The organism is Streptomyces sp. V4I2, assembly GCF_030817655.1.
Taxonomy (GTDB): domain Bacteria; phylum Actinomycetota; class Actinomycetes; order Streptomycetales; family Streptomycetaceae; genus Streptomyces; species Streptomyces plumbiresistens.
Map to the genome: position 1 here is coordinate 10492595 of NZ_JAUSZM010000003.1, position 22955 is coordinate 10515549.

General features: G+C 69.6%; 28 protein-coding genes and 2 pseudogenes. 14 read left to right on the forward strand and 16 right to left on the reverse strand.

The window, feature by feature from the left end:
- The first annotated feature begins 244 nt into the window (after nucleotides 1-244).
- From QFZ76_RS49240 to QFZ76_RS49255, 4 genes are all read left to right on the forward strand, one after another.
- Entirely contained in the window at nucleotides 245-670 is a 426-nt protein-coding gene (locus QFZ76_RS49240) for an STAS domain-containing protein (protein WP_307679769.1), read from the forward strand.
- Nucleotides 667-1332, forward strand: coding sequence for a hypothetical protein (locus tag QFZ76_RS49245; RefSeq protein WP_307679770.1), 666 nt, complete (start codon nucleotides 667-669; stop codon nucleotides 1330-1332). Before QFZ76_RS49240 ends, QFZ76_RS49245 begins: the two co-directional genes overlap by 4 nt.
- Nucleotides 1329-2090 carry an ANTAR domain-containing protein gene (locus QFZ76_RS49250; RefSeq protein WP_307679771.1) on the forward strand — a complete coding sequence of 254 codons (762 nt, stop codon included), beginning with the start codon at nucleotides 1329-1331 and terminating at the stop codon, nucleotides 2088-2090. Before QFZ76_RS49245 ends, QFZ76_RS49250 begins: the two co-directional genes overlap by 4 nt.
- Before the next feature lie 84 nt (nucleotides 2091-2174).
- Entirely contained in the window at nucleotides 2175-2891 is a 717-nt protein-coding gene (locus QFZ76_RS49255) for a GAF and ANTAR domain-containing protein (RefSeq protein WP_307679772.1), read from the forward strand.
- 59 nt (nucleotides 2892-2950) lie between these two features.
- On the opposite strand, the gene QFZ76_RS49260 is transcribed toward QFZ76_RS49255, so the two are convergent.
- Nucleotides 2951-3922, reverse strand: coding sequence for a YihY/virulence factor BrkB family protein (locus tag QFZ76_RS49260; RefSeq protein ID WP_307679773.1), 972 nt, complete (start codon nucleotides 3920-3922; stop codon nucleotides 2951-2953).
- A gap of 132 nt (nucleotides 3923-4054) precedes the next feature.
- On the reverse strand, nucleotides 4055-4486 hold the full coding sequence (locus tag QFZ76_RS49265; protein WP_307679774.1) for a hypothetical protein: 432 nt from the start codon (nucleotides 4484-4486) through the stop codon (nucleotides 4055-4057).
- Nucleotides 4487-4665: 179 nt separating this feature from the next.
- Between QFZ76_RS49265 and QFZ76_RS49270 the strand changes: the two genes are divergently transcribed.
- Complete coding sequence (locus QFZ76_RS49270) at nucleotides 4666-4812, forward strand: hypothetical protein (protein ID WP_307679775.1); 147 nt, start codon at nucleotides 4666-4668, stop codon at nucleotides 4810-4812.
- A 94-nt stretch (nucleotides 4813-4906) separates the two neighbouring features.
- Here the strand turns inward: QFZ76_RS49270 and QFZ76_RS49275 are convergent, their stop codons facing one another.
- Both QFZ76_RS49275 and QFZ76_RS49280 read right to left on the reverse strand, forming a co-directional pair.
- The gene (locus QFZ76_RS49275; RefSeq protein WP_307679776.1) at nucleotides 4907-5743 is read right to left on the reverse strand and encodes a DUF1206 domain-containing protein; all 837 of its coding nucleotides are present in this window, start codon (nucleotides 5741-5743) and stop codon (nucleotides 4907-4909) included.
- Complete coding sequence (locus tag QFZ76_RS49280) at nucleotides 5740-6558, reverse strand: SigB/SigF/SigG family RNA polymerase sigma factor (RefSeq protein ID WP_307679777.1); 819 nt, start codon at nucleotides 6556-6558, stop codon at nucleotides 5740-5742. The genes QFZ76_RS49275 and QFZ76_RS49280 overlap by 4 nt, the downstream gene beginning before the upstream one ends.
- A gap of 323 nt (nucleotides 6559-6881) precedes the next feature.
- Here QFZ76_RS49280 and QFZ76_RS49285 point away from each other — a divergent pair, with 323 nt between their 5' ends.
- Nucleotides 6882-8261: a diacylglycerol kinase family protein gene (locus QFZ76_RS49285; RefSeq protein WP_307679778.1), complete on the forward strand. Its 1380-nt coding sequence runs from the start codon at nucleotides 6882-6884 to the stop codon at nucleotides 8259-8261.
- A gap of 192 nt (nucleotides 8262-8453) precedes the next feature.
- Here the strand turns inward: QFZ76_RS49285 and QFZ76_RS49290 are convergent, their stop codons facing one another.
- From QFZ76_RS49290 to QFZ76_RS49305, 4 genes are all read right to left on the reverse strand, one after another.
- Complete coding sequence (locus tag QFZ76_RS49290) at nucleotides 8454-8813, reverse strand: ANTAR domain-containing protein (protein WP_307679779.1); 360 nt, start codon at nucleotides 8811-8813, stop codon at nucleotides 8454-8456.
- A 40-nt stretch (nucleotides 8814-8853) separates the two neighbouring features.
- Nucleotides 8854-9210 carry a PRC-barrel domain-containing protein gene (locus tag QFZ76_RS49295; RefSeq protein ID WP_307679780.1) on the reverse strand — a complete coding sequence of 119 codons (357 nt, stop codon included), beginning with the start codon at nucleotides 9208-9210 and terminating at the stop codon, nucleotides 8854-8856.
- Nucleotides 9207-9554 (reverse strand): ANTAR domain-containing protein, encoded by a 348-nt coding sequence (locus QFZ76_RS49300; RefSeq protein WP_307679781.1) that lies wholly within the window; start codon nucleotides 9552-9554, stop codon nucleotides 9207-9209. Before QFZ76_RS49300 ends, QFZ76_RS49295 begins: the two co-directional genes overlap by 4 nt.
- 137 nt (nucleotides 9555-9691) lie before the next feature.
- Nucleotides 9692-9964 carry a hypothetical protein gene (locus QFZ76_RS49305; RefSeq protein ID WP_307679782.1) on the reverse strand — a complete coding sequence of 91 codons (273 nt, stop codon included), beginning with the start codon at nucleotides 9962-9964 and terminating at the stop codon, nucleotides 9692-9694.
- A gap of 714 nt (nucleotides 9965-10678) precedes the next feature.
- Here QFZ76_RS49305 and QFZ76_RS49310 point away from each other — a divergent pair.
- The 3 genes from QFZ76_RS49310 to QFZ76_RS52100 all read left to right on the forward strand — a co-directional run bounded on the left by QFZ76_RS49310 (nucleotide 10679) and on the right by QFZ76_RS52100 (nucleotide 11612).
- Nucleotides 10679-10969, forward strand: coding sequence for a hypothetical protein (locus QFZ76_RS49310; RefSeq protein WP_307679783.1), 291 nt, complete (start codon nucleotides 10679-10681; stop codon nucleotides 10967-10969).
- The gene (locus QFZ76_RS49315; RefSeq protein ID WP_307679784.1) at nucleotides 10966-11139 is read left to right on the forward strand and encodes a CsbD family protein; all 174 of its coding nucleotides are present in this window, start codon (nucleotides 10966-10968) and stop codon (nucleotides 11137-11139) included. Before QFZ76_RS49310 ends, QFZ76_RS49315 begins: the two co-directional genes overlap by 4 nt.
- A gap of 272 nt (nucleotides 11140-11411) precedes the next feature.
- Nucleotides 11412-11612: an XF1762 family protein gene (locus tag QFZ76_RS52100; RefSeq protein ID WP_373464479.1), complete on the forward strand. Its 201-nt coding sequence runs from the start codon at nucleotides 11412-11414 to the stop codon at nucleotides 11610-11612.
- On the opposite strand, the gene QFZ76_RS49320 is transcribed toward QFZ76_RS52100, so the two are convergent.
- The 3 genes and pseudogenes from QFZ76_RS49320 to QFZ76_RS52105 all read right to left on the reverse strand — a co-directional run bounded on the left by QFZ76_RS49320 (nucleotide 11593) and on the right by QFZ76_RS52105 (nucleotide 13801).
- The gene (locus QFZ76_RS49320; protein ID WP_307679785.1) at nucleotides 11593-12015 is read right to left on the reverse strand and encodes a hypothetical protein; all 423 of its coding nucleotides are present in this window, start codon (nucleotides 12013-12015) and stop codon (nucleotides 11593-11595) included. The genes QFZ76_RS52100 and QFZ76_RS49320 overlap by 20 nt on opposite strands.
- A pseudogene (locus QFZ76_RS49325) lies at nucleotides 12012-12766 on the reverse strand (transposase). Before QFZ76_RS49325 ends, QFZ76_RS49320 begins: the two are co-directional and overlap by 4 nt.
- 87 nt (nucleotides 12767-12853) lie before the next feature.
- Nucleotides 12854-13801: an aldehyde dehydrogenase gene (locus QFZ76_RS52105; protein WP_373464480.1), complete on the reverse strand. Its 948-nt coding sequence runs from the start codon at nucleotides 13799-13801 to the stop codon at nucleotides 12854-12856.
- Between the two features lie 106 nt (nucleotides 13802-13907).
- Here QFZ76_RS52105 and QFZ76_RS49340 point away from each other — a divergent pair.
- Nucleotides 13908-14078: pseudogene (locus QFZ76_RS49340) on the forward strand (ISL3 family transposase); the annotation flags it as partial.
- A gap of 151 nt (nucleotides 14079-14229) precedes the next feature.
- Complete coding sequence (locus QFZ76_RS49345) at nucleotides 14230-15318, forward strand: SEC-C metal-binding domain-containing protein (RefSeq protein ID WP_307679786.1); 1089 nt, start codon at nucleotides 14230-14232, stop codon at nucleotides 15316-15318.
- A gap of 153 nt (nucleotides 15319-15471) precedes the next feature.
- On the opposite strand, the gene QFZ76_RS49350 is transcribed toward QFZ76_RS49345, so the two are convergent.
- Nucleotides 15472-16389, reverse strand: a complete 918-nt coding sequence (locus QFZ76_RS49350; protein ID WP_307679787.1) for an NADP-dependent oxidoreductase — start codon at nucleotides 16387-16389, stop codon at nucleotides 15472-15474.
- A gap of 260 nt (nucleotides 16390-16649) precedes the next feature.
- Between QFZ76_RS49350 and QFZ76_RS49355 the strand changes: the two genes are divergently transcribed.
- Entirely contained in the window at nucleotides 16650-18356 is a 1707-nt protein-coding gene (locus QFZ76_RS49355; RefSeq protein WP_307679788.1) for a transposase, read from the forward strand.
- Here the strand turns inward: QFZ76_RS49355 and QFZ76_RS49360 are convergent.
- The 3 genes from QFZ76_RS49360 to QFZ76_RS49370 all read right to left on the reverse strand — a co-directional run bounded on the left by QFZ76_RS49360 (nucleotide 18338) and on the right by QFZ76_RS49370 (nucleotide 20781).
- On the reverse strand, nucleotides 18338-19405 hold the full coding sequence (locus QFZ76_RS49360; protein ID WP_307679789.1) for a hypothetical protein: 1068 nt from the start codon (nucleotides 19403-19405) through the stop codon (nucleotides 18338-18340). The genes QFZ76_RS49355 and QFZ76_RS49360 overlap by 19 nt on opposite strands.
- Nucleotides 19406-19480: 75 nt before the next feature.
- A complete protein-coding gene (locus tag QFZ76_RS49365; protein ID WP_257536734.1) occupies nucleotides 19481-19909 on the reverse strand; it encodes a nucleoside deaminase in 429 nt (142 codons plus the stop codon).
- Nucleotides 19906-20781 (reverse strand): TIGR03619 family F420-dependent LLM class oxidoreductase, encoded by an 876-nt coding sequence (locus tag QFZ76_RS49370; protein WP_307679790.1) that lies wholly within the window; start codon nucleotides 20779-20781, stop codon nucleotides 19906-19908. The genes QFZ76_RS49365 and QFZ76_RS49370 overlap by 4 nt, the downstream gene beginning before the upstream one ends.
- 95 nt (nucleotides 20782-20876) lie before the next feature.
- Here QFZ76_RS49370 and QFZ76_RS49375 point away from each other — a divergent pair, with 95 nt between their 5' ends.
- Nucleotides 20877-21347 (forward strand): Lrp/AsnC family transcriptional regulator, encoded by a 471-nt coding sequence (locus QFZ76_RS49375; protein ID WP_307679791.1) that lies wholly within the window; start codon nucleotides 20877-20879, stop codon nucleotides 21345-21347.
- Nucleotides 21348-21434: 87 nt separating this feature from the next.
- Here the strand turns inward: QFZ76_RS49375 and QFZ76_RS49380 are convergent, their stop codons facing one another.
- Complete coding sequence (locus QFZ76_RS49380) at nucleotides 21435-22325, reverse strand: LysR family transcriptional regulator (protein ID WP_307679792.1); 891 nt, start codon at nucleotides 22323-22325, stop codon at nucleotides 21435-21437.
- Nucleotides 22326-22474: 149 nt separating this feature from the next.
- Here QFZ76_RS49380 and QFZ76_RS49385 point away from each other — a divergent pair, with 149 nt between their 5' ends.
- Nucleotides 22475-22927 (forward strand): nuclear transport factor 2 family protein, encoded by a 453-nt coding sequence (locus tag QFZ76_RS49385; RefSeq protein ID WP_307679793.1) that lies wholly within the window; start codon nucleotides 22475-22477, stop codon nucleotides 22925-22927.
- Nucleotides 22928-22955: the final 28 nt, after the last annotated feature.

Below are 22955 nucleotides of genomic sequence, written 5' to 3' on the forward strand. Positions count from 1 at the left end.
GTCCCAGACCCCGGCGGCTTGTCGTTTCGCGACGCAGATGGCTGCGGGGAGCGGACTTCTCGTCCGTCACCCGGCGCATCCCTGGAGGGAACCGGGTGGGTCCCCTGTCCTGTTGCACAGGCCCTCGGACCGGCCGTCGTTCCACCTCCGCCGAACGTACGCCCCTGTCGGCAGCGCGCCAAGGGGGGCCGGGAAAGCCGGCGTCCCCATCTCCCTGCCGGATGGTCTTTTGAACCGAGGCGTCATGCCCCTCCCACAGCTCACCATCTACCGTCATGACCGCCGGAACCGGACGCTGATCACCCTGTCCGGTGAGATCGACTTGGAATCGGCACCACTGGTGCGCGCGGCACTGGCGCGGTGCTTGAGCGACGGCATCCGCATCGTCGATGTCGACCTCACTCCCGTGACCTTCTGCGACTGCAGCGGCCTCAATACCTTCCTCTACGCCTCGCAGCGGACCACGGAGGCCGGCGGAATCCTGCGACTGCACAATCCGCCACCGGCAATGGGGCGGATCCTCGACCTCACCGGCTGCGGGTTCCTGCTTCTCGGCCTACCGCTCGGGCATCTGCCACCGTCTCTCGGGGACGTCCCGGCCCCGACAGCCCATGCCCTGCCGCAGCGGAGTGTTCCGCTGGTGGCTGTCCTCTCGGGCGATGCGCGGTGACGGCCCAGCCCAGGCAGGGGCAGCCGCACAAGCCCCATGCAGACGAGCCGTCCACCATGGACGCGGTCCGGTTGCGCCGCGTGAACCGCTGGCTGGCGCAGGGCCTGGGCGGGGAGCTGGGGGATCTGTACGTCGACTCCCGCGAGACGTCCGCCCCTGAGGCATACCGCAGCCGCAGCCGCCAGGACTTCCTGAACCGTCTCACCGGCGACATCCGGCGGCCGGGGTTCGCCATGGTGATCGCGGAGACGGACCACCTGATGGGATGCGCCTTCGGATTCCCGGTGGGCAGTGACAGCTTCTGGTGGCTCGGCTTCGACGGAGCACTGCCGCAGAGCATGGAACAGCTCACCGCGTCCGGCGGCGTCTTCGCGATCACCAGCATCCTGGTCCGCCCGCACCCACAGGACCAGGACGTGGCCCGCCGGTTGCAGGAGCGGCTGCTGAGCGACCACCAGGCATCCCTCGGCGCCACCTTGGTGGATCAGGACGACCACCCGACCCTCGCGTCGCTCCGCTCCTGGGGATGGCTGGACGTCGGAGAAATGTGGCGGCCGGCGGGCCCGACCATGTTCCGTGCGCTGGTATTCCCCCTCGGAGAACGAACCACGGCGCGGCGGGAGGGCCTGGCCCACGATGCCTGGACCCGGTGGCCCGGATGAGGTCCGACAGCCGCTCGGACCGCATCCAGGTGCTGGTCGCCGAACAGGCGGCCCTCCGTGGTGCCCGGGTCGGCGTGGTCGATGTGTGCACGGCGGCGGTGGTCGCACTGCCGGTCGGCGGAGCCGGAGTATCAGCGATGTCCCGGACCGCCGCGAGCCACCCGTTGTGCAGCACCGACGACATCAGCGAACAACTGGAGGAGCTCCAGCTCACCCTGGGTGAAGGGCCCTGTGTGGACGCCTTCACGCACGGCTCGGCCGTCCTGACGCCCGATCTGCTGACCGGCGCACTGCAGGACCGCTGGCCCGTGTTCGCCGACGCGGCACTGGAAGCCGGAGCACGCGCCGTCTTCGCATTCCCCCTACAGATGGGGGCGATCAGCCCGGGAGTCCTCGACCTGTACGCCGACATCCCCACCGTGCTGGACACGGAGCAGTTGGCCGATGCGCTGGCGTTCGCCGATCTCGCGACGCTGCTCCTGCTCGATGCGCGGATCGACGAGACGGGCGGACCGGTCGACCGAGCACTGGCAGATCGCGGCTTCGAGGACCTGGGCGGATACCGGGCGGAGATCGACCAGGCCACCGGCATCCTCACCGTCCAACTCGGCGTCGGCATCGACGAAGCCTTCGTCCGGCTCCGCGCCTATGCCTACATGCAGGGACACCGGCTCGCCGACGTGGCCGCCGACGTCGTGGCCCACCGGCTCCGCTTCTCCCCGGACACGGAACCGAGACGGACCGACGAGGAAACCTGACGCACTGGTGCCATCCGACGAACGTGCTGTGCTTCCCGCCCCGTTCCGGCGGGAATAGTCTCAACTCAAAAGAGGGCGCCCACGATGAATCAGCAGCTCCTTGCCAAGACCTTCGTCGAGCTGGCGGACAACCTGGTCGCCGACTTCGACCTGATCGACTTCCTGCGCCTGCTCACCGACCGCTGCGTCGGCATGCTCGATGCGAGCGCGGCCGGGGTGCTGCTCGCCGACCGGGACGGCAAACTCCGCGTCATGGCCGCCTCCGACGAACGGGTACGCCTCCTTGAGCTCTTCCAGCTCCAGAACGACGAGGGCCCCTGCCTCGAATGCTTCCGCACCGGCACACAGGTGGCAGTCCCCGACCTGACCCGGGAGGTCGACCGCTGGCCGCACTTCGTCACGGCGGCCCACCGCAGCGGCTTCGGGGCCGTCCATGCCCTGCCCATGCGTCTGCGGGACGAGGTCGTCGGCGCCCTGAACCTCTTCCACGCCACCCCCGGCCCCTTCGACCCGGTCGGCACACTCATCGCCCAGGCCCTGGCCGACGTCGCCACCATCAGCCTCCTGCAACAACGCACCACCCACCGCAGCACCGTCCTCAACGAACAGCTGCAGACCGCGCTCAACAGCCGCGTACTGATCGAACAGGCCAAGGGCAAACTCGCCGAACGCCAGAACATCGACATGGAGCAGGCTTTCACCACCCTGCGCGGCTACGCCCGTGCGCACAACCGGCGCCTGTCCGATCTGGCCCGCGCCTTCATCGACAACTCCGAACCCCTCCCCGGCCTGGTGGCCTGACACCGCCGCCGAGGCGGTGACCGCACGCAGCTGCCCCAGCACGAAGAACCACGCTCGGATCACGGGTCGTACTTCTGGAGGTGCGGTGCTGCTGGTGCGCCGCTGCCGGCTGACGCCCTCCGTGGTGCAGCGTCATCTGCGGGACTGATCCCGGGCTCCGGGCCCTCGCCCTCGGCTGTCTCGCCGGACCGCACCGCCGTCCCCGCTGCTGTCGCCGTCCACGCGGCGCAGTACAGCAGCAGCCTGGCCATGAGATTGATCCACAGCACGACGGCGACCGGCACGGCGAAGGCGCCGTACATGCTCTTCCCCGCAACGCCCTGCAGATAGCCGGTCAGCAACCACTTGAGCAGTTCGAAGCCCACCGCACCGATCAGCCCGGCGACCACGACCGCGCGCCGGCCGGGATGCACCCGCGGCAGCCGGGTGAGCAGGTAGACCAGCAGCAGGAAGTCGACAACCAGGGCGATGGCCAGGCCAGCGAAGAACAGCAGGGCCCGTCCCGCCCCGCCCTCGATACCGGCCTTGTCGGCGGCCCAGCCGACGGCAATGTTCGCGAAGACCGAACTGCCGATCGCGACCAGCCCGACCGCGCCGAGGCCGACCAGCACCACGGCGTCCTTGAGCTTGAGCAGGAACGGATTGCCCGGGTCCTGATCCTTCTCCCACACCGCGCGCAGGCACCCGCGCAGGGCGCCGACCCAGTTGATGCCGATCACGAGCAGCAGCGCGCCCGCGATCAGCCCGACGGATCCGGCATGCGCGACGAGACTGTCCAGGTCCAGCAGGTCGGAGAGGCCCGGCGCCTGGTCGGCGATCTTGTCCTGGAGTTTCCCCAGCTGGTCCGCGCTCAGCAGCTTGGCAGCGATCGCCGCGCCCACGGTGATCAGCGGAAAGAGCGCGACGAAACTGGTGAAGGTGATGGCCGCGGCGAGCCGGGCCCAGTGGACGGCATCCAGCCGCTCGAACGCCCGCCAAGCGTGCGTCCGCATCAGCTTTCCGATCACCGGCAGCCTTCTCAGCCAGTCCATGGAAAACACCCGCTCTCCGCGTCCCACCATCACCGCGCCCGGCAGGTCAACCGAGGTCTGTGTCGGAGCCGACCGATCATGACCGCAGCGGCGTCTGGGCGTCCGGTGCGGGCAAGGTCGTCTGCGGGATCGTCAGCGGGGAGCGGCCCGGTGGTGGAACCAGTGCTGCTTGTGGCGGGGGCGTTCGACCGGTCCGGCGGGGTCTTCGTCATCTCGCTCTGCCTGCGCCGTCTGCGTACGTGCGGTGTCGCGTTCGTTGATCAGGACGCCGCGTTCCTGTTCGGCTGCGGCGCTCTCGCGCCGAGACTGCTTGAGCCCGCGCCGTGCGGTGCGGCTGCGACGAGCGGTGCGGCGTGTACCGGTCAGGAGCAGGCTCAGCCCGAGCAGAGCCGCCGCCCCGACGACGATGCCATAGAGGAAGAGGGTGCCGGTGGAGCCGGTGACGTCGACTCCGAAGACGGAGAATCCGCCGGTGAACTCGTGGGCGCTGCCACTGTTGGAAAGAACGCCGACGACGCCGATGACTACCGCGGCGACGAGAATGAGGAGTCCGAGGATGATCATGACGTGCTCCTGGGATCTGCTTCCTGTCCTCACGGTAGAACCGTTCTGCCCGGCACGCCACCGCCATGGGTTGCGTTTACCCTGACATTGAGGTATGCGCGAGGCGTGGAGGACGCTGGCACTACTGGTGGTCGACCCTCTGGTCCGCCCATCGCCACGACCCCAGGAGGCGCAGCGCCATGGCCTTCTTCCTGGTTCTGCTCATCGGCGCCATCGCGCTGGTCGTCATCGGCGCTGTCGTCGACGGCATGCTGCTCCTCATCGCCGCCGTGCTGTACCTGCTCGTGCGCTCGGTATCGCGCTCGCGCCGGCGCCCGGCCCACTGACGCCTGGTGGTGGACGGTGGACCGCCGCTCCGCATGCCCACCTGCGGTCGGTGACGGGGGCGGGACGGTTTCCGATCCGGCTTGGGCCACTGTTTCACAGGCGGCGCCAGCGAGCCGAGGCGAACGAGAAGACGCCGAAGAGAACCAGCCCGATCGCGACGGCGACCAGGAGCCATGGCCCCACCGGTGTCTGTGTGAAGCTGCGGAGCGTCGCGTCCACGCCCTTGGCCTCGTGCGGGTCGAAGCGGACGGCTGCCACCAGGATGAAGACCCCGGCCGCCGCGAACACCACACCACGTGCCACGCCTCCGCCCGCGCCCAGAGCGGTGACGACCTGCTTGGTACGGTGGCTCATGCTGCCGGTATCCAACTGCTTGAGGAAGCTCCGCATGGCCGCCCGGACGGCGAGTACCGCACCGATGCCGATCAGGAGGCAGCCCCCGGCACCCACCAGCACCCGGCCGTAGGACAGTTTGAGCGCCGATGCCGTCCAGTCCCGCGACTGCGCATTGCCACTGGAACCCTGGCCGCCCCCGACTGCGAACACGGCGGTGGCCCAGCAGATGGCGGCGTAGAAGAGCGCCCGTGCGCCGTCAAGCACTCGCGAGGCCGCGTTGCGCCGAGGCCCTCTGGCAAGGACCGCGCGGGCGCCCCGCCACAACGCCATGCAGCCGAAGCCGACGACCAGCGCCCACAGCATCGCCTTCCCGAAGGGCTGCGCCGCGATCTGGGCCAGCGCACCCTGCCGGTCCGCCGACTCGCCGCCGCTGCCGAGGGCGATCCGGACGGCCAGTACACCGATGAGGACGTACACCACGCCTCGTGCGGCGAAGCCCGCCCGTCCGGCGGCAGTCAGTGTCTGCCTCTCAGCGGAGCGACGGGCGCTGGGCCTGGCGGCCCGGCGCCGCCCGTGCACCCGGGATGTCGTCACGCTGCCCTCCTCAGGGCGTGGGGGTCGGTCATCACCTGGTCGCGCAGGCGTGCACAGGTCTGGGTGATCAGACGGGAGACGTGCATCTGTGAGAGACCGAGTTGCAGGGCGATGCGGCTCTGCGTCATCTCGCAGAAGAACCTCATGTAGAGGATCTGGCGTTCGCGTTCGGGCAGTGCTCGCAGCAGCGGACGGAGCGCCTCGCGGTTGACGATCCGGTCGAAGCCGGGCTCCAGGCCACCGAGGGTGTCGGTCAGTGGATGGCTGTCCGCGGAGTGGCCGGGCACGGCGTCCAACGACCGGGCGGCGAAGCTCTCCAGCGCCCCTTGGCCCAGTCGTACCTCCGCCTCGGACAGGCCGGTGTGCGCGGCGATCTCGGGGACGGAGGGTTCGTGGCTGCCCCGCGACGAGCACTCATGGCCGGCGGAGCGGACCCGGCCGCGCAGTTCCTGTATGCGCCGTGGCACATGCACGATCCAGAGTTCGTCGCGGAAGTGCCGCTTCACCTCGCCGAGGATCGTCGGTATGGCAAAGCTCGGAAAGGCGGTGCCGCGACTGGCGTCGAAGCGGGACACCGCCTTGACCAGGCCCAGTTGGGCGACCTGCTTGAGGTCCTCGAAGCTCTCACCGCGATGGCGAAAGCGCCGAGCCAGCCGTTCGGCCATCGGCATCCAGGCGCACACCACCTCCTGCCGCAGCGCGGACCTCTCCGGGCCGTGCGGCAGCGCGGCGATACGGCGGAACGCGGCGTCGGTGTCCGGCGCGTCGTCGTAGCGGCGTGCGCTTCGTCGGTTCTGCGTGCGTGCGTACGGCATGGGCACGTGTCTCCCTCATCGGTGGCGTCACTCACCGTGGGAGCCGGCAGACCGCAGCACACAGGGGAGCAGCGACAGCTGCTCCCACGGGCGTGCCTCCGGTCTGAAGCACCTCGAACGGGTTCCCGGGCAGCCCGGGTTCAAACAAGCTCTGCGCCACGCAACTACGGCTGCCCACGGGACGCGCGGGTGCGAACGTGGAGCCGACCCTGGGCGGTCCCGTCCGGAACCGGATGGTCAACTGGCAACACGGCAGGCGTCCTTGACCGATTCGTGCGGGCAGGCGGCCGTGTGGTCGGTATCGCTACGGGTACGCAGTCGGCATGAGACACCTCCGCGCACTCGATGCACGGCTCTTCTCGCGCGTCGCCTCTGCCCACCCCATGCTGCCGTGGCTGACCGGCGCAGCCGTCATGGGCCTGTCCGGCAACCGTGGCGCACGCCGTGCCGCCCTGCGCGGTACAGGCTCGCTGGCCCTGGCCTCCGCCGCCGTCGGCATCGCCGCCAAGTCGGCCTCCAGCCACCGGCTTCCACCTCGGCCCGCCACCCGGGCGTTGCCGTCCGGGCACGCGGCCGCCGTCGCGGCTTTCGCAACCGCCGTCACGTTGGAGTCGCCCTGGCTGGGAGCCGCGCTCATCCCCCTTGCCACGGCAGCCACTGCCTTTCGCGCCCGCGCCGGCACGCGTTCGCCCCGTGATGTTCTCGCCGGCACTGTCCTCGGGGTCGGTGTCGCGGCGGCGACCTGCCGTTGGTGGCCGCTGCACGTGGACGCACCCGCCGACACCGCGCGGCCGAACGAACCCGTCCCCGCGCTTCCCTCGGGTCTGGGGCTGATCGCGGTCGTCAACAGCGACGCGGGCGGCGACACCCCAGCCGAAGCCGAACTACGGACCCTCCTGCCGCTGGCGGACATACGGCTTTGTGAAAGTGGCGTCGACCTGCACCTGGTGCTCGACCAGGCCGCCAAGGACGTGCTCGCCCGGGGTGGCGCGCTCGGCGTCGTCGGCGGCGACGGGACGGTCAACGCGGCAGCCGCCAGGGCCACCAAGAGCGGACTGCCCCTGGCCGTGTTCCCCGCCGGCACCCTCAACCACTTCGCCGCCGACCTTGGCCTTGCGACCCTGAAGTCCACCGCCGACGCCGTGGAGGCGGGTTGCGGCGGAGCCGTCGACCTCGGCCGGGTCACCGCCGCGGGCGGTGCCGGCACGTACTTCCTCAACACTTTCAGTATCGGCGTCTACCCCGAACTCGTCCGGGCCCGGGAGGCCCGCGAGAGGCGTCTGGGCAAGTGGCCCGCCCTGGGCATCGGCCTGCTCCGCGTCCTGGCCGACGGCACCCCCAGCCAGGTCACCATCGACGGGCGGCACCGACGGCTGTGGCTGCTCTTCGCCGGCAACAGCCGCTACGACCCGCCCGGCTTCGCCCCCTCCTACCGCCGCAGCCTCACCGACGGACTCCTCGACATCCGCACCGTCGACGGCAGCCACCCCTTCGCCCGCACCCGTCTCGTCACCGCCTTCCTCACCGGCACCCTCGCACGCTCCCGCGTCTACCAGGCCACCACGGTCACCCAGCTGCGGATCGACGGAATGAGCGAGGAAGCGGACTACACCCGTGACGGCGAGGTAAGCCCGGCCGCCGGCACACTCCACCTCGACAAAGCGGCACATGCGCTCACCGTCTACCTGCCGCCACCGCGGTGACGCCGCCGGCGGGGGTGGCGCTCTGCGAGTGTTCTGCCTGCTCAACGGCTTTGAGGTCAGGGAAGGGACAGGCCGGTGTTTGAGTTCCACGAGGTGGGCTACACAACGGAGGCGTCCGACGGCCGTCCTGGACGAAGGCACCGGAGAGTTGAGCTCACAGCTCCCGGTGCCGTCCGCTGGGCATTCATGCCGTCACCGCCGGTCCTCCTGATGGAGGCGCCGCAGTCCCCGGCGCAGCTCTCGCTGTATCGGTTCCGGGAGCGCCTCGTCCTTCGTCGTGGCGACCAGGGCCGCAGTCACGTCACGGAGCTTGATGTTGCAGTGCTGCGACACGTCCACCAGCAGGTCCCAGGCCCTCTCGCTGGAACAGGGCGCCAGGGCCATCAGCATGCCGCGCGCCTGGTCGATCACCGCACGGCTCGCCAGCGCACGGCCCAACTGCTCGTTCCTGGCGCGTAGTTCGACGATCTCGGCCAGTAGAGCCGTTTCCTCCGCCGAAGCCACGGCCGTCAACAGCCGCTGTTCTTCGCGGGGCGTGGTCAGTTGGCGCATGGTGCGTACCTCACAGGGCAGTCGTCCTGTCCGTAGGTGGTCAGCGGCGAGCCAGTTGCCGTTCGCCGGCCGCACCGGCCTTGTAGGCCAGTCCGTAGTGCTTGAAGATCGCTTCCTCCTGCTCGGCGGGCAGCACGTCGTCGGTGCCGATCGAAGGAGCCTGCTTCACCAGCGTCTTGACATAGCCGACCTTGAGATAGCCCGGCCCGACGATCGCGTCCTCCAGGGGGACGAAGACCAGCCGGTGCCGGGTGGGCAGTCCGATCCGTACCGTGGCCATGGCCGGCTCATCGGTGGTGGTGTCCACATACACCGCCTCGAGGACACCGATCTTGTGCGACTCGGTATCGACGACATCGCGGTCGCGCCATTCCCGGACGTCGGCTGCGTGAATCATGACCTTTCCCTTCCGGACGGCTCATCCGCCGGTGAGGAGTCGCATCCCCGGTCTTCCGCGTAGAGCCGCCGCAGTGCATGCCGCAGCGCCCGCTGCATCAGCCGCGAGAGCGGCTCACCCTCCCAGGCGGCGACCACGGCCGCAGCCACCTCCGGAAGTTTGGTGTTGCACTGCCGCGAGATGTCCACCAGCAGGTTCCTGGCCGGCCCACGGCGGCAGGGGGCCAGGACCATCACCATGCCGCACGCCTGATCGATGACCATGCGGCCGGCCAGTGCCCGCCGCAGCTGATCGATCTCGGCGCGCAGCGCCACGACATCCTGGCCCGCCGCATTCCCCGCCACGGCCTCGGTCCTCAGATCCCACCAATTCTCCGGGAGCATGGTTGCGCGATGCATGCCATCTACCTCTCCACGATTTCCACGCGTCCGGTGTGGCTGAAGCCGCCCCGGAACCTCTGGATGTCGGGCAACTTCACCGGTCACCCTCGCCGTTCATGGTCCCGCCGGTCCTCGCGCCTCCAGCGCGCCCGGTGCCGGAGGCTGTAGCGACGGTCCCAGCGGTCCTGACGATCCCGGCGGTTCTCGTAGTCCCGGTACTCCCCGAGATCAGAACCGTCACCACGGATCCAGCCTCCCCCGCGATCGCGGCCGTGCCGGGTGGCGCCGAAGACCAACACGGCCGCGGCCACCCACCACAGGGGGTTGAGGAAGCCGAGGCCGAACAAGACCACGATCAGGATCAGAACGAACACGGCGGGCCTCCCGGAGCGGAACAAAGCATCACTGCCGGGGGCCGGGGCCTGTTCGAACAGCGTAGCCCTCCCCAGAGACTGCGGATAGCGCCCCATGTAACGGTCTGCCACCCGGAGCAGATGGCCACTTGGCATCTGTCCAGGGAGTGCGGAGAGGGCTAGCGTGCACGGTACGGCCCGAGCCCCCGGCAGCGTCGATCACCTCTCGCGCTTCTTCGGGGGCGTACCTGTCGCATCGGTGCCGGACCCCGTCCCGATTACCTACGGGCCGCTCCCGCACTCGCCGTCGCTGCGCGATCCTGGCGCCGCCTCGATGCGCCCCATGCGGGCATCCTCCCTCTGCTGCCCGCCGCGTCGCACGCATCCCACCGCAGGCGGTACGCATGTACGTACTGATCGTTCCGGCTTCTGCCCCCTTCGTCCTGCTCGCCACCGTGATGGGCCTGTCCTGGTGGGAAGACCACGTCCTGCCGGCGCCGCCGGCCGAGCCGGTCGAAGCCCCCGCCGAGGCTCCGTTTGTCCCAGCGGCCCCAGCCCAGCTCCCAGAACTCCCCCGCGTCGACACCACGTTGACAAGGGAAGTCGCCGGGCGTTGACTGACAGCACGGCGTAGGGCTATGCCACTCCGGATTGTTCGGGGGCAGCATTCCACCTCCTCCGCTTCGCCCGGACCCCGCGGAACTCAAGAACTTCCCGCGATCTGGAGGCCCGGCAATGATTCTGTGGATTCTTCTCCTTCTGCTGATCCTGGTGGTGTTCGGGTTCGGCTTCACCATGCAGACCCTCTGGTGGGTCGCCGCCGTACTGCTGGTCGTCTGGATCGTCGGCTTCGCCATGCGCGGGCGCGGCGGTGGCAGGCGTAGCGGTGGCGCCGGTACGGCCGCAGCCGCGGGTAATCCACACCAGCCACTCTCCCAAGGTGCTCTCCCGCCCGCGGGAACGGGCGGCCTGTACGGCGATCACGCGCGAGAGCCCATCCAGCGAACGAGCAGAGGACAACCATGAGCGTCGGACAGACGATCAAGCACAAGACCCGGGCATTCAAGGGTCGGATCACAGAACGCATCGGCCGGACCACCCGCAACAGGCGACTACAACGCCAAGGCAGGACCGACCAGATCTCCGGAAACCTGAAGCAGTCCGGCGACAAGGCCAAGGACGCCTTAAGGTCCTGACCACAAGCGCCCCGGATGGTGCCCACGTCGCGTGGACGCCATCCGGCAGGCCAACGCGGAATCAGCCCACAGGAATTGACGGGAACGGCAATGAAGCCGAACAACCTACGAGCCGAGAGCCAGAGAAGGCCGCCATGCTCGCCACCGTGATCCCATCTCTTTCGCGCAGGCGTGCGCGTTCGTGGACGAGATCCACCGCCACCACGCCCGCCCGCCCGTAAGGTCACAAGTTCTCCATCGGCCTGCTCGACGCCACCGGAACCCGAGTCGGCGTGGCGATCGTCGGCCGGCCCGTGGCCCGGCACCTGGACGACGGCTGGACTCTGGAGGTCACCCGGCTGGCCACCGACGGCAGCCCGGACGCCTGCTCAGCCCTGTACAGCGCGGCCTGGCGAACCGACGTGCTGTCCGTTTCGTGCTTGCGGCTGGGCTGGCGGTGGCCTCTCCGGGTGGCTATGGCCGTGGCTGGGTGAACAACCCCTGCTCGGGCTCAATCAGGATCCCGCGTTCGACCAGCCGCTTCAGCTTCAGCCGGACGTTGTTGACGTTGCTGGGCGCGATCTCCAGATCCATCGCCTCGCAGACCGCCCGTGCCCGCAGCGGGGCGTCGGCCGCGGCGAACACCGCCATGATCTGCCGGTAGGCCGGATGGTCCGGCAGCTTCGTGGCCAGCGGCGCCGGCGGGGACGGATCAGGCAGCGCCAGCAGGGTCTTGCGGGTGATGCGGACCTCCTCGGCGACCCGGTCGAACTCCTCCAGCTGCGCGGTGAGTTCCGCGATGCGTCCCCGCGTGGCCTCGGCCTGCGCGGCGATCTCGCGCTCCTGCTCCTCCAGGCGCGCCAGCACCGCTCCCAAGGTCAGCTCGCTGTCGCTCACGCGCCGCGCCAGGCGGGGGTGGAGGTCGCGGTGAGCATCCGGGCCATCCGGTCGCTTATGGCCCAGTACACCCTCGACTCGGCGGAAGCGGGCCGGTGCTCGTAGTCCCGTACCAGCCTGCGGTGCAGCATCATGATCCCATTCACCTGTTCCACCACCCACCTCTTGGGCTGCGGGACGAAACCGCTGGCTGCCGGGTTGCGCTCGACGACTTCGACGTCGATGCCCACCTTCTGCCCGTGGTCGATGACGGTGGTCTTGAACCCCTGGTCCACCAGGGCCTTCTGCACCGTGTCGGTGTCGGCGGCGACCTTGTCCAGCAAGGCGATGCCGGCGGCGTTGTCGTGTGCGGACGCGGCCAGCACCACCACCGCGATCACCAGACCGAGAACATCAACTGCCAGGCCGCGCTCGCGGCCCGGGACTTTTTTTGCCGCGTCCCTTCCGGTGGTGTCGGCGGGCACCCCCACGGCCGCGTGCAGGCTCTGGGTGTCGAGCACCACCAGGCTCGGGTCGGCCTTGCGCCCCCGGCTCTCGCGGACCTGCCAGCGCAGCAGGTCGTGGGGGAGGTAGTCCCACTGGCAGCCGGTACGGGACTGGTAGAGCAGGGCGTTGACGATCTCCCGCATCTCGTAGGCGCCCTGGTGGCCACTGACGGACGGATGCTGAGCCTTCCAGGAGGCGATGACGGGCTCGATCAGGGCCCACCGCCGTCGGACGAGTCGCTCTTGTAGGGCTGGCGGTCGCTCACGAGGAACACTCCAGCACGACGGCACTCCCCGATCAGTCCCGATACGCCTGTGCCACACGATCCAGCGACAACAAACGCGGCATCACGTCACATACCGCCCTCTGAGGTCCTCACAATCGCGAGAGGTGCCAAGCCAATCCCAGTGGCTTGGCACCTCTCGTTCACGACTCTAACGGCGAATGGGGCCCCACCCGAGAGCGCGGGGCAGCCGCCGAGGTCACTGGAGGCCGACCGCGGAGCTGCCTGGGGCAGCCGGCGGGCGGCGCGGCGGGCCTCCTCCGCCATCGCCAGGGCCTCGGTGCGCTGCCCGGCCCGGGCGGCGGTGTAGGCCAGGGTGCACAGCATCTGTGCGTAGGCGGCGGCCATGGCGTCGGTGCGCAGCCCGCTCGTCTCGAGGTCGTCGGTCACCGAGGACATCAGGCGCTGAGCGGCGCCGTGCTGGTCCTGGTGGCGCAGCACGATGGCCAGTTCCCGTGCCGCGGCCGCAGCTGCGAGCGGGGAGCCGGAGATCTCGGCCCAGGTACGGGCACGGTCCGCGGTGAGCCGGGCGCGGTCGTAGGAGCCGAGCTTGATGAGCACGGCGGAGGCGAGGCTGTACACGGCGGACAGCCGGCCCGGCAGGTCGTCGACGGGGGCCCCGCCGGCGAGGAGCTGGGCGCCTTGCTGGACCCCGCTGCGCACCAGCGCGTGGACGTGGTCACGGTGTTCGCCGGTGACCAGGGGGCCGAGCTCGGTGTCGGGCGCGCTGCCCGCGCCGAGTCGCATCCCGCTGACGGCCTTCGCACAGCGCTCGGCGAACTCGTCGGCGAGGAAGCGGTGGACGAGGAACCGGGTGTAGGCGGCGCACACCTGGCCGCTGTTGAGGAGCGCGCCCTGAAGACAGCCCGCCACGGCCGCGTCCAGGTCGGCGCCGGGCAGGACGAGGCTCGGTGCCTTCCCGCCGAGTTCGAGCGTGACACGCTTGAGATTCCCCGCGGAAGCCCGGACGATCTCCCTGCCGGTCTCGGTCGAACCGGTGAAGGAGACCTTGTCCACGCCGGGGTGCTCCACGAGAGCCCGGCCGGCCTCGGGACCACCGGTCAGCAGGCTTGAGCAGTGGATCCAGGACGCGGAGGACAGCCCGCTGCCCGAACTGCGCGGCTTCGCCACCGGCCTGCGCAAGGACTTCACCGCGGTCCTGGCCGGCCTGTCACTGCCCTGGAGCTCCGGCCCGGTCGAGGGCCACGTCAACCGGATCAAGATGCTGAAGCGGCAGATGTTCGGGAGGGCGAAGGCCGACTTGTTGCGCAAGCGCGTACTGCTCGCCTCATGAACGCCGCTGGCCAGGTACACCAGGTCAGGGGCGGCGCGACACTCCGGCAGCGGTCACCGCGGCGGCACCGGCTCAGGGAAGCGATCCCCACCCCTTCTGAGGCATCGGCCGACCCACCACGCCGGCTCCGCCGCGCCGATAGTGTGGCCGTATGTCCCGCAAGCGCCGCCCCGCACGCCGTCAGCCCGACCCCATCCAGCGGACCGACGCCCAGCAGGCCGAAGAACTGGAAGCCCTGGCCCGCAAGTACCCCGAGGACCAGGAAGAGCTCCTCACCGAGGCCGCGGAGTTCTACAGCCGCGCAGGCCAGCACGAGAAGGCGCTCGCGCTCTACCAGCAGGTCCTGGACGCCGACTGCGAAGAACCCCATCTCGTCCAGGCGTTCCGCGTCAGCACCCTGTGGGATGCCGGACGCACTGACGAGGCCCGTGAAGCGGCCACGGACCTGCGCCGCCGGCACCCCGCCGATCCCGGCCCCTGGAACATCGTCGCGGAGATGTTCGAGGCCGCGGACGAACTCCACGACGCAGCGGACTGGTTCACCGCGGCAGTGACCCATCTCCTCGGCCCCACCACTCTCCTCACCGTCGACGCCGTCCGCGAGGCGATGGACGCCACCGGCATCGAGATGCTCGTCATCGGCCGCCACCGGGTACGGCGTCGCCTCGGCCAGCCGCACGACGACCTCGACCAACTCGCCCACGCCCTCTACGACGACCGCCCGGCCCGGCTCCGCGCGACCAACACCCTGGATGACCTTCACAACCCCGAGCTACGGGCCGCCGCGGACAGTGACCCCCAGGCCCTGATCGCCTCGATCGAGAAGCTTTCCCAGGAAGTCGAAGCCCGCCGGGCCGCCCTGTCCCGGCCCCGCATGACCTGCGCACTCTTCTGGAACCCTGACGAGTTCGCCCAGCTGCTGGACGCCTGGCCCGAGCTTGCCGACCACTACGGCACCGAGCACCACGAACACGTCCGCCACATCGAACAGATGCTGCAACGGCTATCCAGCGAAGGCGAAGTACACCTGGGCATCGCACACGGCACCATCACCGACTTCGAATCCTTCACCCGCCAGGAGAAGCTGCCTCCGCAGGACGGGGACACCCGGGCGCACTATGCCGCCGACCTCGCAGCCCGAGGCCAGGCCACCCCGTGGCCTCCACCCCGCAACACCCCCTGCTGGTGCGGCTCCACACGCAAGTACAAGAAATGCTGCGGCAACCCCGCCCTCACCTGACCAAGATTCACACGGGGTCTTTCACCAAACTCGCGACAGAACCTTGCAATTCCCCGCTGGCGGCCAGCTGATGGGGAGTCATCTGGCCGTCAGCGGTCACGCTGCGTTGATGTTCGGAGATGCCTGCTGGATGGTCGCCTTAGGCAGCCGCGGCTAGGGCCGGAGCACGATCTTGCCGTGGGTGTGCTGCTGTTCCAGCTCGCGGAAGGCGTCTCGCACCTGTTCCAGCGGGTAGGTGCGGGCGATCGGCACCTCCAACTGGCCGCGCGCGGCAAGCCGGGCCAGCTCGCCGAGCACGACCGCACACGCCGCCGCACCTTCTCCGTAGGTCCGCGCGCCGACCTTGGCCGCGGCTTGCCAGTCGCGGATCGTGTTGATTCGCTCGGGCCGCACGCCCAGCTCCACTGCCAGTGCCACGTAGCCGTCGCCGAAGGTGTCGATGAACGCGTCGACCCTGCCGCCGGATGCCTGACGGATCCGCTCGGCCACACCTGGCCCGTACTCGACCGGGAGGACACCGCGATCCTTCAACCAGGCGTGGTTCTTCTCGCTCGCCAGCCCGATCACCGTGGCGCCGCGCCGCCGCGCGAGCTGCACGGCGAGCGACCCGACTCCGCCCGCCGCACCGGAGACGACGACCGTGTCGTCCGGGCCGGGGTCCACCGCGAACACGGTGGCGTAGGCGGTCGTGCCGGCCACGTACAGCGCCCCGGCCACCTCCCAGGCCAACCCCGCCGGACGGGAGACCAGATTCACGTCGTCGACCACGACGAACTGCGCATGGCTGGCCCGCCTGTGAGTGAAGCCCAATACCTCATCGCCCACCGTGAAGCCCCGGACATGCGGGCCGGCCTCCACCACGACGCCAGCCAGATCGCTGCCCTGCCCGGAGGGAAACGCCGCCGGCCAGCGTTCGTGCAGCGCGCCCGTACGGATGTGGGCCTCGCCGGGCTGGATCCCGGCCGCGCGGACCTCGACCAGCACCTGCCCAGGACCGGGCACCGGCCGCTCCACCTCCTCCACCCGCAGCACATCGATCCCGCCGTACTCGTGAAACCGCACCGCCCGCATTGCGTGATCACCGCACTTTCTCGTCCGGACAAGGCTTGGCCAGCCGCACGCCAGAGGGCCGACGCCGACCGTGCCAGCGACTCTGCTGCGCAATTCCGTGCGGGGTGATGGTGAGCGCGGGATGATCGTTCGTGCGGCCGTTGTCCTGTCGTGCGGCTGTGGGGGTGGTGTGGGTGTCGATGCGGTCGAAGGGGTTGCCGGAGGTTCCGGCGCAGACTGCGGCGGTGGCGCGGGCGGCGTTCCCGCGGGGGAGCCTGGCGATGCGGGTGCGTGATCGGCTCGCGGAGGTCTTCGCCGACGAGCCGTTCGCCGACGCGTTCGGGGTGCGTGGTGCCCTGGGACTGTCACCGGGAGTGTTGTCGCTGGTCACGGTGTTGCAGTTCGCCGAGGATCTGACCGACCGGCAGGCCGCGGCGATGGCGGTGCGGGCGATCGACTGGAAGTACGCGCTCGGGGCCGAGCTGACGGACACGGGCTTCGATGCGAGCGTGCTGAGCCGGTTCCGCACCCGGCTGGCCGGGCACGGCATGGAGCGGGTGGTCTTCGACCGGCTCCTGGAACACTGCAAGGACGAGGGCCTGGTGGCCGCCGGGGGCAAGCAGCGCACCGATTCCACCCATGTGATCAGCGCGGTGCGGGACTTGAACCGTCTGGAGCTCGCCGGGGAGAGCGTGCGGGCAGCTCTGGAGGCCCTCGCGGTCGCGGCACCGGCCTGGCTGGCCGGACAGGTCGATGTGGCCGAGTTCGCCCACCGTTACGGGCCGAGGGTGGACGGCTGGCGCATGCCGTCCTCGCAGACGAAACGCGACCGGCTCGCGCAGGTCTTCGGCCAGGATGCCCTGGCGTTGTGCCGGGCGGCGTGGGCCCCCGACGCCCCCGGCTGGATCCGTGAGATCGAGTCCGTACGGCTCCTGCGGCAGATCCTCGTGCAGACCTACTACCTGCACACCGACACCCGGGGACGGGAGGTGGTCAAGAAGCGGGACGCCGACGACGAGGGTGTCCCGCCCGGCCAACTCCGCCTGGCCTCCCCCTACGACCCCGATGCCCGCTGGGCGGCCAAAGGCGAAGACCTGTTCTGGATGGGCTACAAGGTCCACCTCACCGAGACCTGCGACACTCCCGCCGAAGCCGAAGCCGAAGCCGAAGCCGAAGCCGAAGCCGAAGCCGAAGCCGAAGCCGAAGCCGAAGCCGAAGCCGAAGCCGAAGCCGAAGCCGAAGCCGAAGCCGGGGTCCCGGCGGCACCGAACCTGATCACGGACGTGTTCACCACCGACGCCACCGTGCCCGATGTGAAGGCGACCGCACCTATTCAACGGCGCCTGGCCGAGCACGGGGTGAAACCCGGCGAGCACTACCTCGACTCCGGCTACCCCTCCGCCGATCTCATCACCGCCGCCCTGAAGCAGGGCACCCGCATGGTCACCCCCGTCCTGCTGGACCACTCCACCCAGGCCAAGGCCCACGCCGGCTTCGACAAGAACACCTTCGCCATCGACTGGAAGGCCCGCCAGGTCCGCTGTCCCGCCGGGAAGAGCAGCGCGCACTGGAACCCGGTGAAACAGCACGGCGCGGACGCGATCGTCATCACCTTCAGCGTCCGCACCTGCCGCCCCTGCCCCTTCCAGGAACAGTGCACCAGCTCCGCGCTGGGCCGGCGCATGCTCACCCTGCGCCCCAGGGAACCGCACGAGGCCCTCGTCCGGGCCCGCGCCGAGCAGAAGACCGAGACCTGGAAGGCCAAGTACGCCCTGCGCGCGGGAGTGGAGGGCACTATCAACCAGGCCCTGGACATCACAGGCATGCGCCGGGCCCGCTACCGCGGACTGCCGAAAGTCCGCCTCCAGCACGCCTTCTCCGCAACCGCGCTCAACGTGATCCGACTCGACGCCTACTGGACCGGACACGACCAGCACCACACCCGCAGCAGCCGCCTCGAACACCTCGCCTACCGGCTCACGGCCTGACCCCGGAATTGCGCAGCAGAGTCGCCACCGCATTCAAAGATCAGGCGCGGATCCGTATTCCCAAGAGCACTACCGATGGCGATGCCGTCCGCGCCCAGGACCCACCTGTGGCCTGACTCGCACCGTGCGACTCGGACCGGACATCGACGGAGAGTGACGGTGGGGGTGGCCGTACGTGGGGAATTCCGCATGGCCGCCGACATCCGAGATGCGCCAGTCGGCTCGGAAACTGTCCCCCGCACCCGCTCAACCTCGGCATACAGCTCCGCGAGCCGCGGCCGCCGCCCGCTGGCCAGCAGCAGGTCACGGCGTGAGGCGTAGACGCACAGGGAGCAGGAGAGTTCTTCCGCCATCGGCTTGGCCGGACGGCGGGGGCGGAGCCAGGCGCGGGCGCGCCCGTACTGGTGGTCGCGTTCGACGTCGATGCCAAATCGCTGCGACACGGCGGTGAGCTTGTGGGCGAGTTGCGCGGGGCGGCCGAGGTCGATGCGTTCGGTGGAGCGCATGACGGGGCGGTGGCCGCCGTCGGCGGAGAGCAGGAAGAGGCGTCGGACGCGGTAGAGCGCCCAGGGGCTGTCGAGCTCGCGCTGGAAGGCCTCCAAGCAGGCTTGGTCCCGCTCCTGGGTGGGGTCGAAGAGCTCCAGGAGGCTCTTCTTGCCGTAAAGCTTTGCGTTGGGGTTGAGGCTCATCGCCGTGTACTCCAGCCGCAGCACCTCACCCGCGATGCCCGGGTGGGTACGCATCCGCTCCATGTGCGCCGGCAGCGAGCCCATGGAAATCGGGAAGCAGCAGAACGGGCAGTAGCTCTTTGGCCAGTGCACGTTGAAGCGCTCCAGCAGGCCCTCGCACTCCTTACGGCCCCAGCCCCAGTCGACGAGCGGGAACTCACCGGTGCGGCCGGCGAGCTTGGAGTTGGCCTGGTCCTTCAGACAGCGTACCGCTTCGTCGGCGTTGAACCCGATGATCTGGCGGAAGGGCCGCCCGCCCATGACGGCGACGATCCACCGGTCTCCGACGTCGCCCTTGGCCCTCAGGCTGCTTCTCTGCACTAAGTCAAATGGGTGTGGCTCCTTTGGAGGGGCGAGCGTACCCAGGTGCGTTCCGCTCTGCCCTGGGCCCGGCGGTCAGCGGTAGTAGGGCTCGACCGCGGCCCGTACCTCGTCGAGCAGCGCGGGGCCGTCCTGCGGCACGGGCGGTCGGCTGCTGCCCGGCCTGATGTCCAGGAGCTGTTCGTTGGACAGGGCGAACACCACTCGTCGCAGTCCTGCCCATTGGATGACGGCATTGCACATCCCGCACGGCTGGCAGCTGGTGTACATGGTGGTGCCTGCCGCCGTCTGCGCGTCGAGTTCTCTTGCGGCCCACCTCGCCAATTTGAGTTCCGGGTGTGCGGTGACGTCGTTGTCGGTGAGGGTGGTGTTGTGCTCCTCGGCCAGGATCGTCCCGTCCGGTCCTGCCAACAGAGATCCAAAGGGCGGGTTGCCGCTCGTGCGTGCCTTGGCCGCGAGGGAGATGGCCTGTCGGAGGAGGGTGTGGTCGTCGGGTGTGGTCATGACTGCTCCCTCGTGGTGCGGGGTGGGGTGTTGGGCGGGAGAAGGTGCGCGGCCACGGTGGCGAGGGCTTGCCAGGCCGCCTGCGGGTGACATGTCGCGTGGGGGTCGCCCTGGTAGGTGTCGAGGACGACGGGCTTGGCGCCCAGCAGCCGCAGTTGGTCGAGGTCGTCCATGATCTGGTCGATGGTGCCCTCACCGGCGAGCCGTCCCGCTCCGTCGACCGGTTCCTTGGTGAGTCGCAGGGCGATGCGGGGAGCCAGGGCGGGCACGGGCAAGTGTTGCTCGTCCGCGTACGTCTGCAGCCTGCCTGCGGCTTCGCGCAGCCACGGCATGGTGGGGTGCAGCGGATGCCATGCGTCTCCGAGTCGTACGGCCCGGCGCAGCCCCGCGTCGCTGTTGCCGCCGACCCACACCGGGATCCGGCGGTCTCCGTATGAGGCGGTGTCCTTCCAGGCGGCCCGGATGTCCCGCAGGTGGCTGTCGGTCAGCTGTCCGCGCTGTGAGAACGGGATGTCGAGGGCGGTGAACTCCTGCCGCGCCCAGCCCACTCCCACGCCGAGGATCAGCCGGCCGCCGCTCAGCTCATTCAGATTGGCCGCCATTCGGGCGGTGAGCAGCGGGTGCCGGTAGGGAGCGATGAGGACTGTCGTGCCGAGCTGGATACGGGTGGTGAGGCCGGCCAGCCAGGACAAGGTGGTGAAGGGCTCGTAGAAGGGGGCCGGGTAGCGCTCGGCGACATCCGGCGTAATGGCTATGTGGTCCGAGATCATCAGTAGGTCGAAGCCCAGGCCCTCCACGGTCTGGGCCCAGCTTCGCAACACTCCGGGGTCGGTGCCCGGGCCGAAATTGGGGACGTTCACTCCGATCTTCATAGGGCCCAACCCTAGGCAGGGCGTATGGGTCGCCAGAAGGGATTCCCGCCTGTTCAGAGGCGGTTCGGCCGTGGATCCGCCGGTAGAATGGGCGTATGACCGAGAGTCTCGACGTGACGGACTGGGCGATCCTGGCAGAAGTCCAACGGGACGGCCGGATCCCGTTCACCGAGCTGGCGCGGCGGGTGAACCTGAGCGCGTCGGCGACCAAGGAGCGGGTGCGTCGGCTCGAGGAGGCCGGGGTGATCACTGGGTACCGGGCGGAGGTGAACCCGGAGCGGACCGGTTACCCGGTGATGGCGGTGGTCCGGCTCAAGTACCCGGGGCCGGGAACCCGGCACCAGCCGCTGCGCCGGCTGCTGGAGGAGCGCTCGGAGATCCTGGAGTGCCTTCGCACCACCGGAGACGACTGCTACGCCATGAAGGTGGTGGCCACGTCGATGGCCCACCTGGAGGAGATCGTTGACGAGCTGGCCGAGTTCGGGAGCACCACCACCAACCTCGTCCTCAGCCGGACGCTCCCGTTGCGCGGTCCGGGGGTGCTTCGGGTGAACACCGTCAGGTAGGCGCTGACGTTGCGCGGACGCCACTCCATCGCCGGGGCCCGGCCTGGCGTCCAGCAGCGGCGACCATCAACTGCCCGTCATCCGCTGTCACATGGAGATGGGGCCGAGGTCGGCGGCGGTCTGGGCCAGTGCGTGGAGGGTGGGGCTGTCGTCGGTGGATCGCCACGTGAGGGCGTAGTGGATGGTGGGGGCGTCGTGAACGGGGAGGAAGACGATGCCGGGGGGACTGTTGTAGCGGGCGGCGATCTCGCCCAGCGGGTGGACGCACTGTCCGGAGGCGACCAGGGAGAGAACCTCGTGGAAAGTACGCGCGGCGGGCCCGCGCGGGATACGGCGGCCGAGCGGCGTACGCGTGGGGACCATGGCCGCGATCCAGTACTCGGGGGCGGCGGGGCCGAAGTCGACGACATGGTTGTCGCCGAGGTCTTCCAGGGACGCAGTGCCGCGCTCGGCCAGCGGATGGTCTGCCGCCACCGCGAGCACGCGGCCTCCGGTCAGCACGGTCGGGCCGACCGTGAGGTCCGGTTCGGCCACCGGAAGCCAGAGCACGTGCGCGTCGTGCTCTCCGGTGCGCAGCGCGGTGAACGGGTCGCTGCCGTTGATCTCGCCGAACTGGACATCGCTGCCGGGGTGGCGGGAGCGGAAGGCCTCGATGAGGGGGCGCAGTTCGTGGCCGGCATGGCCGAACACACCCAGGCGCAGAGTCTGCCTCGTCCCCGAGCCGGCCGCTTCGGCGCGGGCGAGCCCTTCCCGGAGAAGGTCGACGGCTTGCTGGAGGTCCTCGCGCAGACGCCGGCCGACCGGGGTCAGGGCGACGCGCCGGCTGGTGCGGTCGAACAGGACGACGCCGAGGCGCCGTTCCTGCTTGGCGATGGCCTGACTGACGCGGGCCTGGGACACATGAAGCCGCTCCGCGGTGCGTCCGAAGTGCAGCTCCTCGGCCAAGGTCAGGAAGATCTCGATGTCACGCAGCTCCATGCATAACCCCCACCCATGCATAACCGCCACATTATGAATAGCCCAAGGAACCTTACATTGTTCCGCTGTTCGCCCGCACCGATGCTGGATCCATCACCACCGGACAGGCGGCACCCGCCTGACGCACACATGGATGGGGAGGGAAACCGATGGGCGACATGCGGGCCATCGCCGATCGCGTCGAGATAGAGGCGCTGCGAGCCGAGCTCACGGACGCGGTGATGATGCGTGACTTCGAACGCGCCGTCTCGCTGTTCACGCCCGAGGGCGCCATGCGCTGGCCGCACATCGACAAGGAGTTCGTCGGCCGCGAGGAGATCCGCGCGGGGATCGAGTGGGGCCAGTCGCTCTGGGAGTTCTTCGTGCAGAACGTCCACCCGGGCGTCATCCGGCTGGACGGCGACACTGCGGCCGGCCGGGCGTACATCCAGGAGTTCGGACGGATGCGCGACGGCAGCTCGCACCTGAACTACGCCCTTTACCAAGACCGTTACGAGCGAACCGTCGACGGCTGGAAGTACAGCGAACGCATCTACGAGGTCCGGTACCTGGACTCCACCCCGCTCCGCGGCTCGGCGCCGCAGCGCCTCGGACTCAGCTGATCCGTCCCGCACGCCGTCACGGTGTGCG

Coding starts and splice junctions, on each gene's coding strand:
- QFZ76_RS49250 (WP_307679771.1), top strand. CDS start 1,329: ATGAGGTCCGACAGCCGCTCGGACCGCATCCAGGTGCTGGTCGCCGAA.
- QFZ76_RS49350 (WP_307679787.1), bottom strand. CDS start 16,389: ATGCGGGCGGTGCGGTTTCACGAGTACGGCGGGATCGATGTGCTGCGG.
- QFZ76_RS49285 (WP_307679778.1), top strand. CDS start 6,882: ATGAGACACCTCCGCGCACTCGATGCACGGCTCTTCTCGCGCGTCGCC.
- QFZ76_RS49315 (WP_307679784.1), top strand. CDS start 10,966: ATGAGCGTCGGACAGACGATCAAGCACAAGACCCGGGCATTCAAGGGT.
- QFZ76_RS49280 (WP_307679777.1), bottom strand. CDS start 6,558: ATGCCGTACGCACGCACGCAGAACCGACGAAGCGCACGCCGCTACGAC.
- QFZ76_RS49290 (WP_307679779.1), bottom strand. CDS start 8,813: ATGCGCCAACTGACCACGCCCCGCGAAGAACAGCGGCTGTTGACGGCC.
- QFZ76_RS49265 (WP_307679774.1), bottom strand. CDS start 4,486: ATGATCATCCTCGGACTCCTCATTCTCGTCGCCGCGGTAGTCATCGGC.
- QFZ76_RS49270 (WP_307679775.1), top strand. CDS start 4,666: ATGGCCTTCTTCCTGGTTCTGCTCATCGGCGCCATCGCGCTGGTCGTC.
- QFZ76_RS49370 (WP_307679790.1), bottom strand. CDS start 20,781: ATGAAGATCGGAGTGAACGTCCCCAATTTCGGCCCGGGCACCGACCCC.
- QFZ76_RS49295 (WP_307679780.1), bottom strand. CDS start 9,210: ATGATTCACGCAGCCGACGTCCGGGAATGGCGCGACCGCGATGTCGTC.
- QFZ76_RS49255 (WP_307679772.1), top strand. CDS start 2,175: ATGAATCAGCAGCTCCTTGCCAAGACCTTCGTCGAGCTGGCGGACAAC.
- QFZ76_RS49310 (WP_307679783.1), top strand. CDS start 10,679: ATGATTCTGTGGATTCTTCTCCTTCTGCTGATCCTGGTGGTGTTCGGG.
- QFZ76_RS49365 (WP_257536734.1), bottom strand. CDS start 19,909: ATGACCACACCCGACGACCACACCCTCCTCCGACAGGCCATCTCCCTC.
- QFZ76_RS49345 (WP_307679786.1), top strand. CDS start 14,230: ATGTCCCGCAAGCGCCGCCCCGCACGCCGTCAGCCCGACCCCATCCAG.
- QFZ76_RS49380 (WP_307679792.1), bottom strand. CDS start 22,325: ATGGAGCTGCGTGACATCGAGATCTTCCTGACCTTGGCCGAGGAGCTG.
- QFZ76_RS49260 (WP_307679773.1), bottom strand. CDS start 3,922: ATGGACTGGCTGAGAAGGCTGCCGGTGATCGGAAAGCTGATGCGGACG.
- QFZ76_RS49385 (WP_307679793.1), top strand. CDS start 22,475: ATGGGCGACATGCGGGCCATCGCCGATCGCGTCGAGATAGAGGCGCTG.
- QFZ76_RS49355 (WP_307679788.1), top strand. CDS start 16,650: ATGCGGGTGCGTGATCGGCTCGCGGAGGTCTTCGCCGACGAGCCGTTC.
- QFZ76_RS49240 (WP_307679769.1), top strand. CDS start 245: ATGCCCCTCCCACAGCTCACCATCTACCGTCATGACCGCCGGAACCGG.
- QFZ76_RS49375 (WP_307679791.1), top strand. CDS start 20,877: ATGACCGAGAGTCTCGACGTGACGGACTGGGCGATCCTGGCAGAAGTC.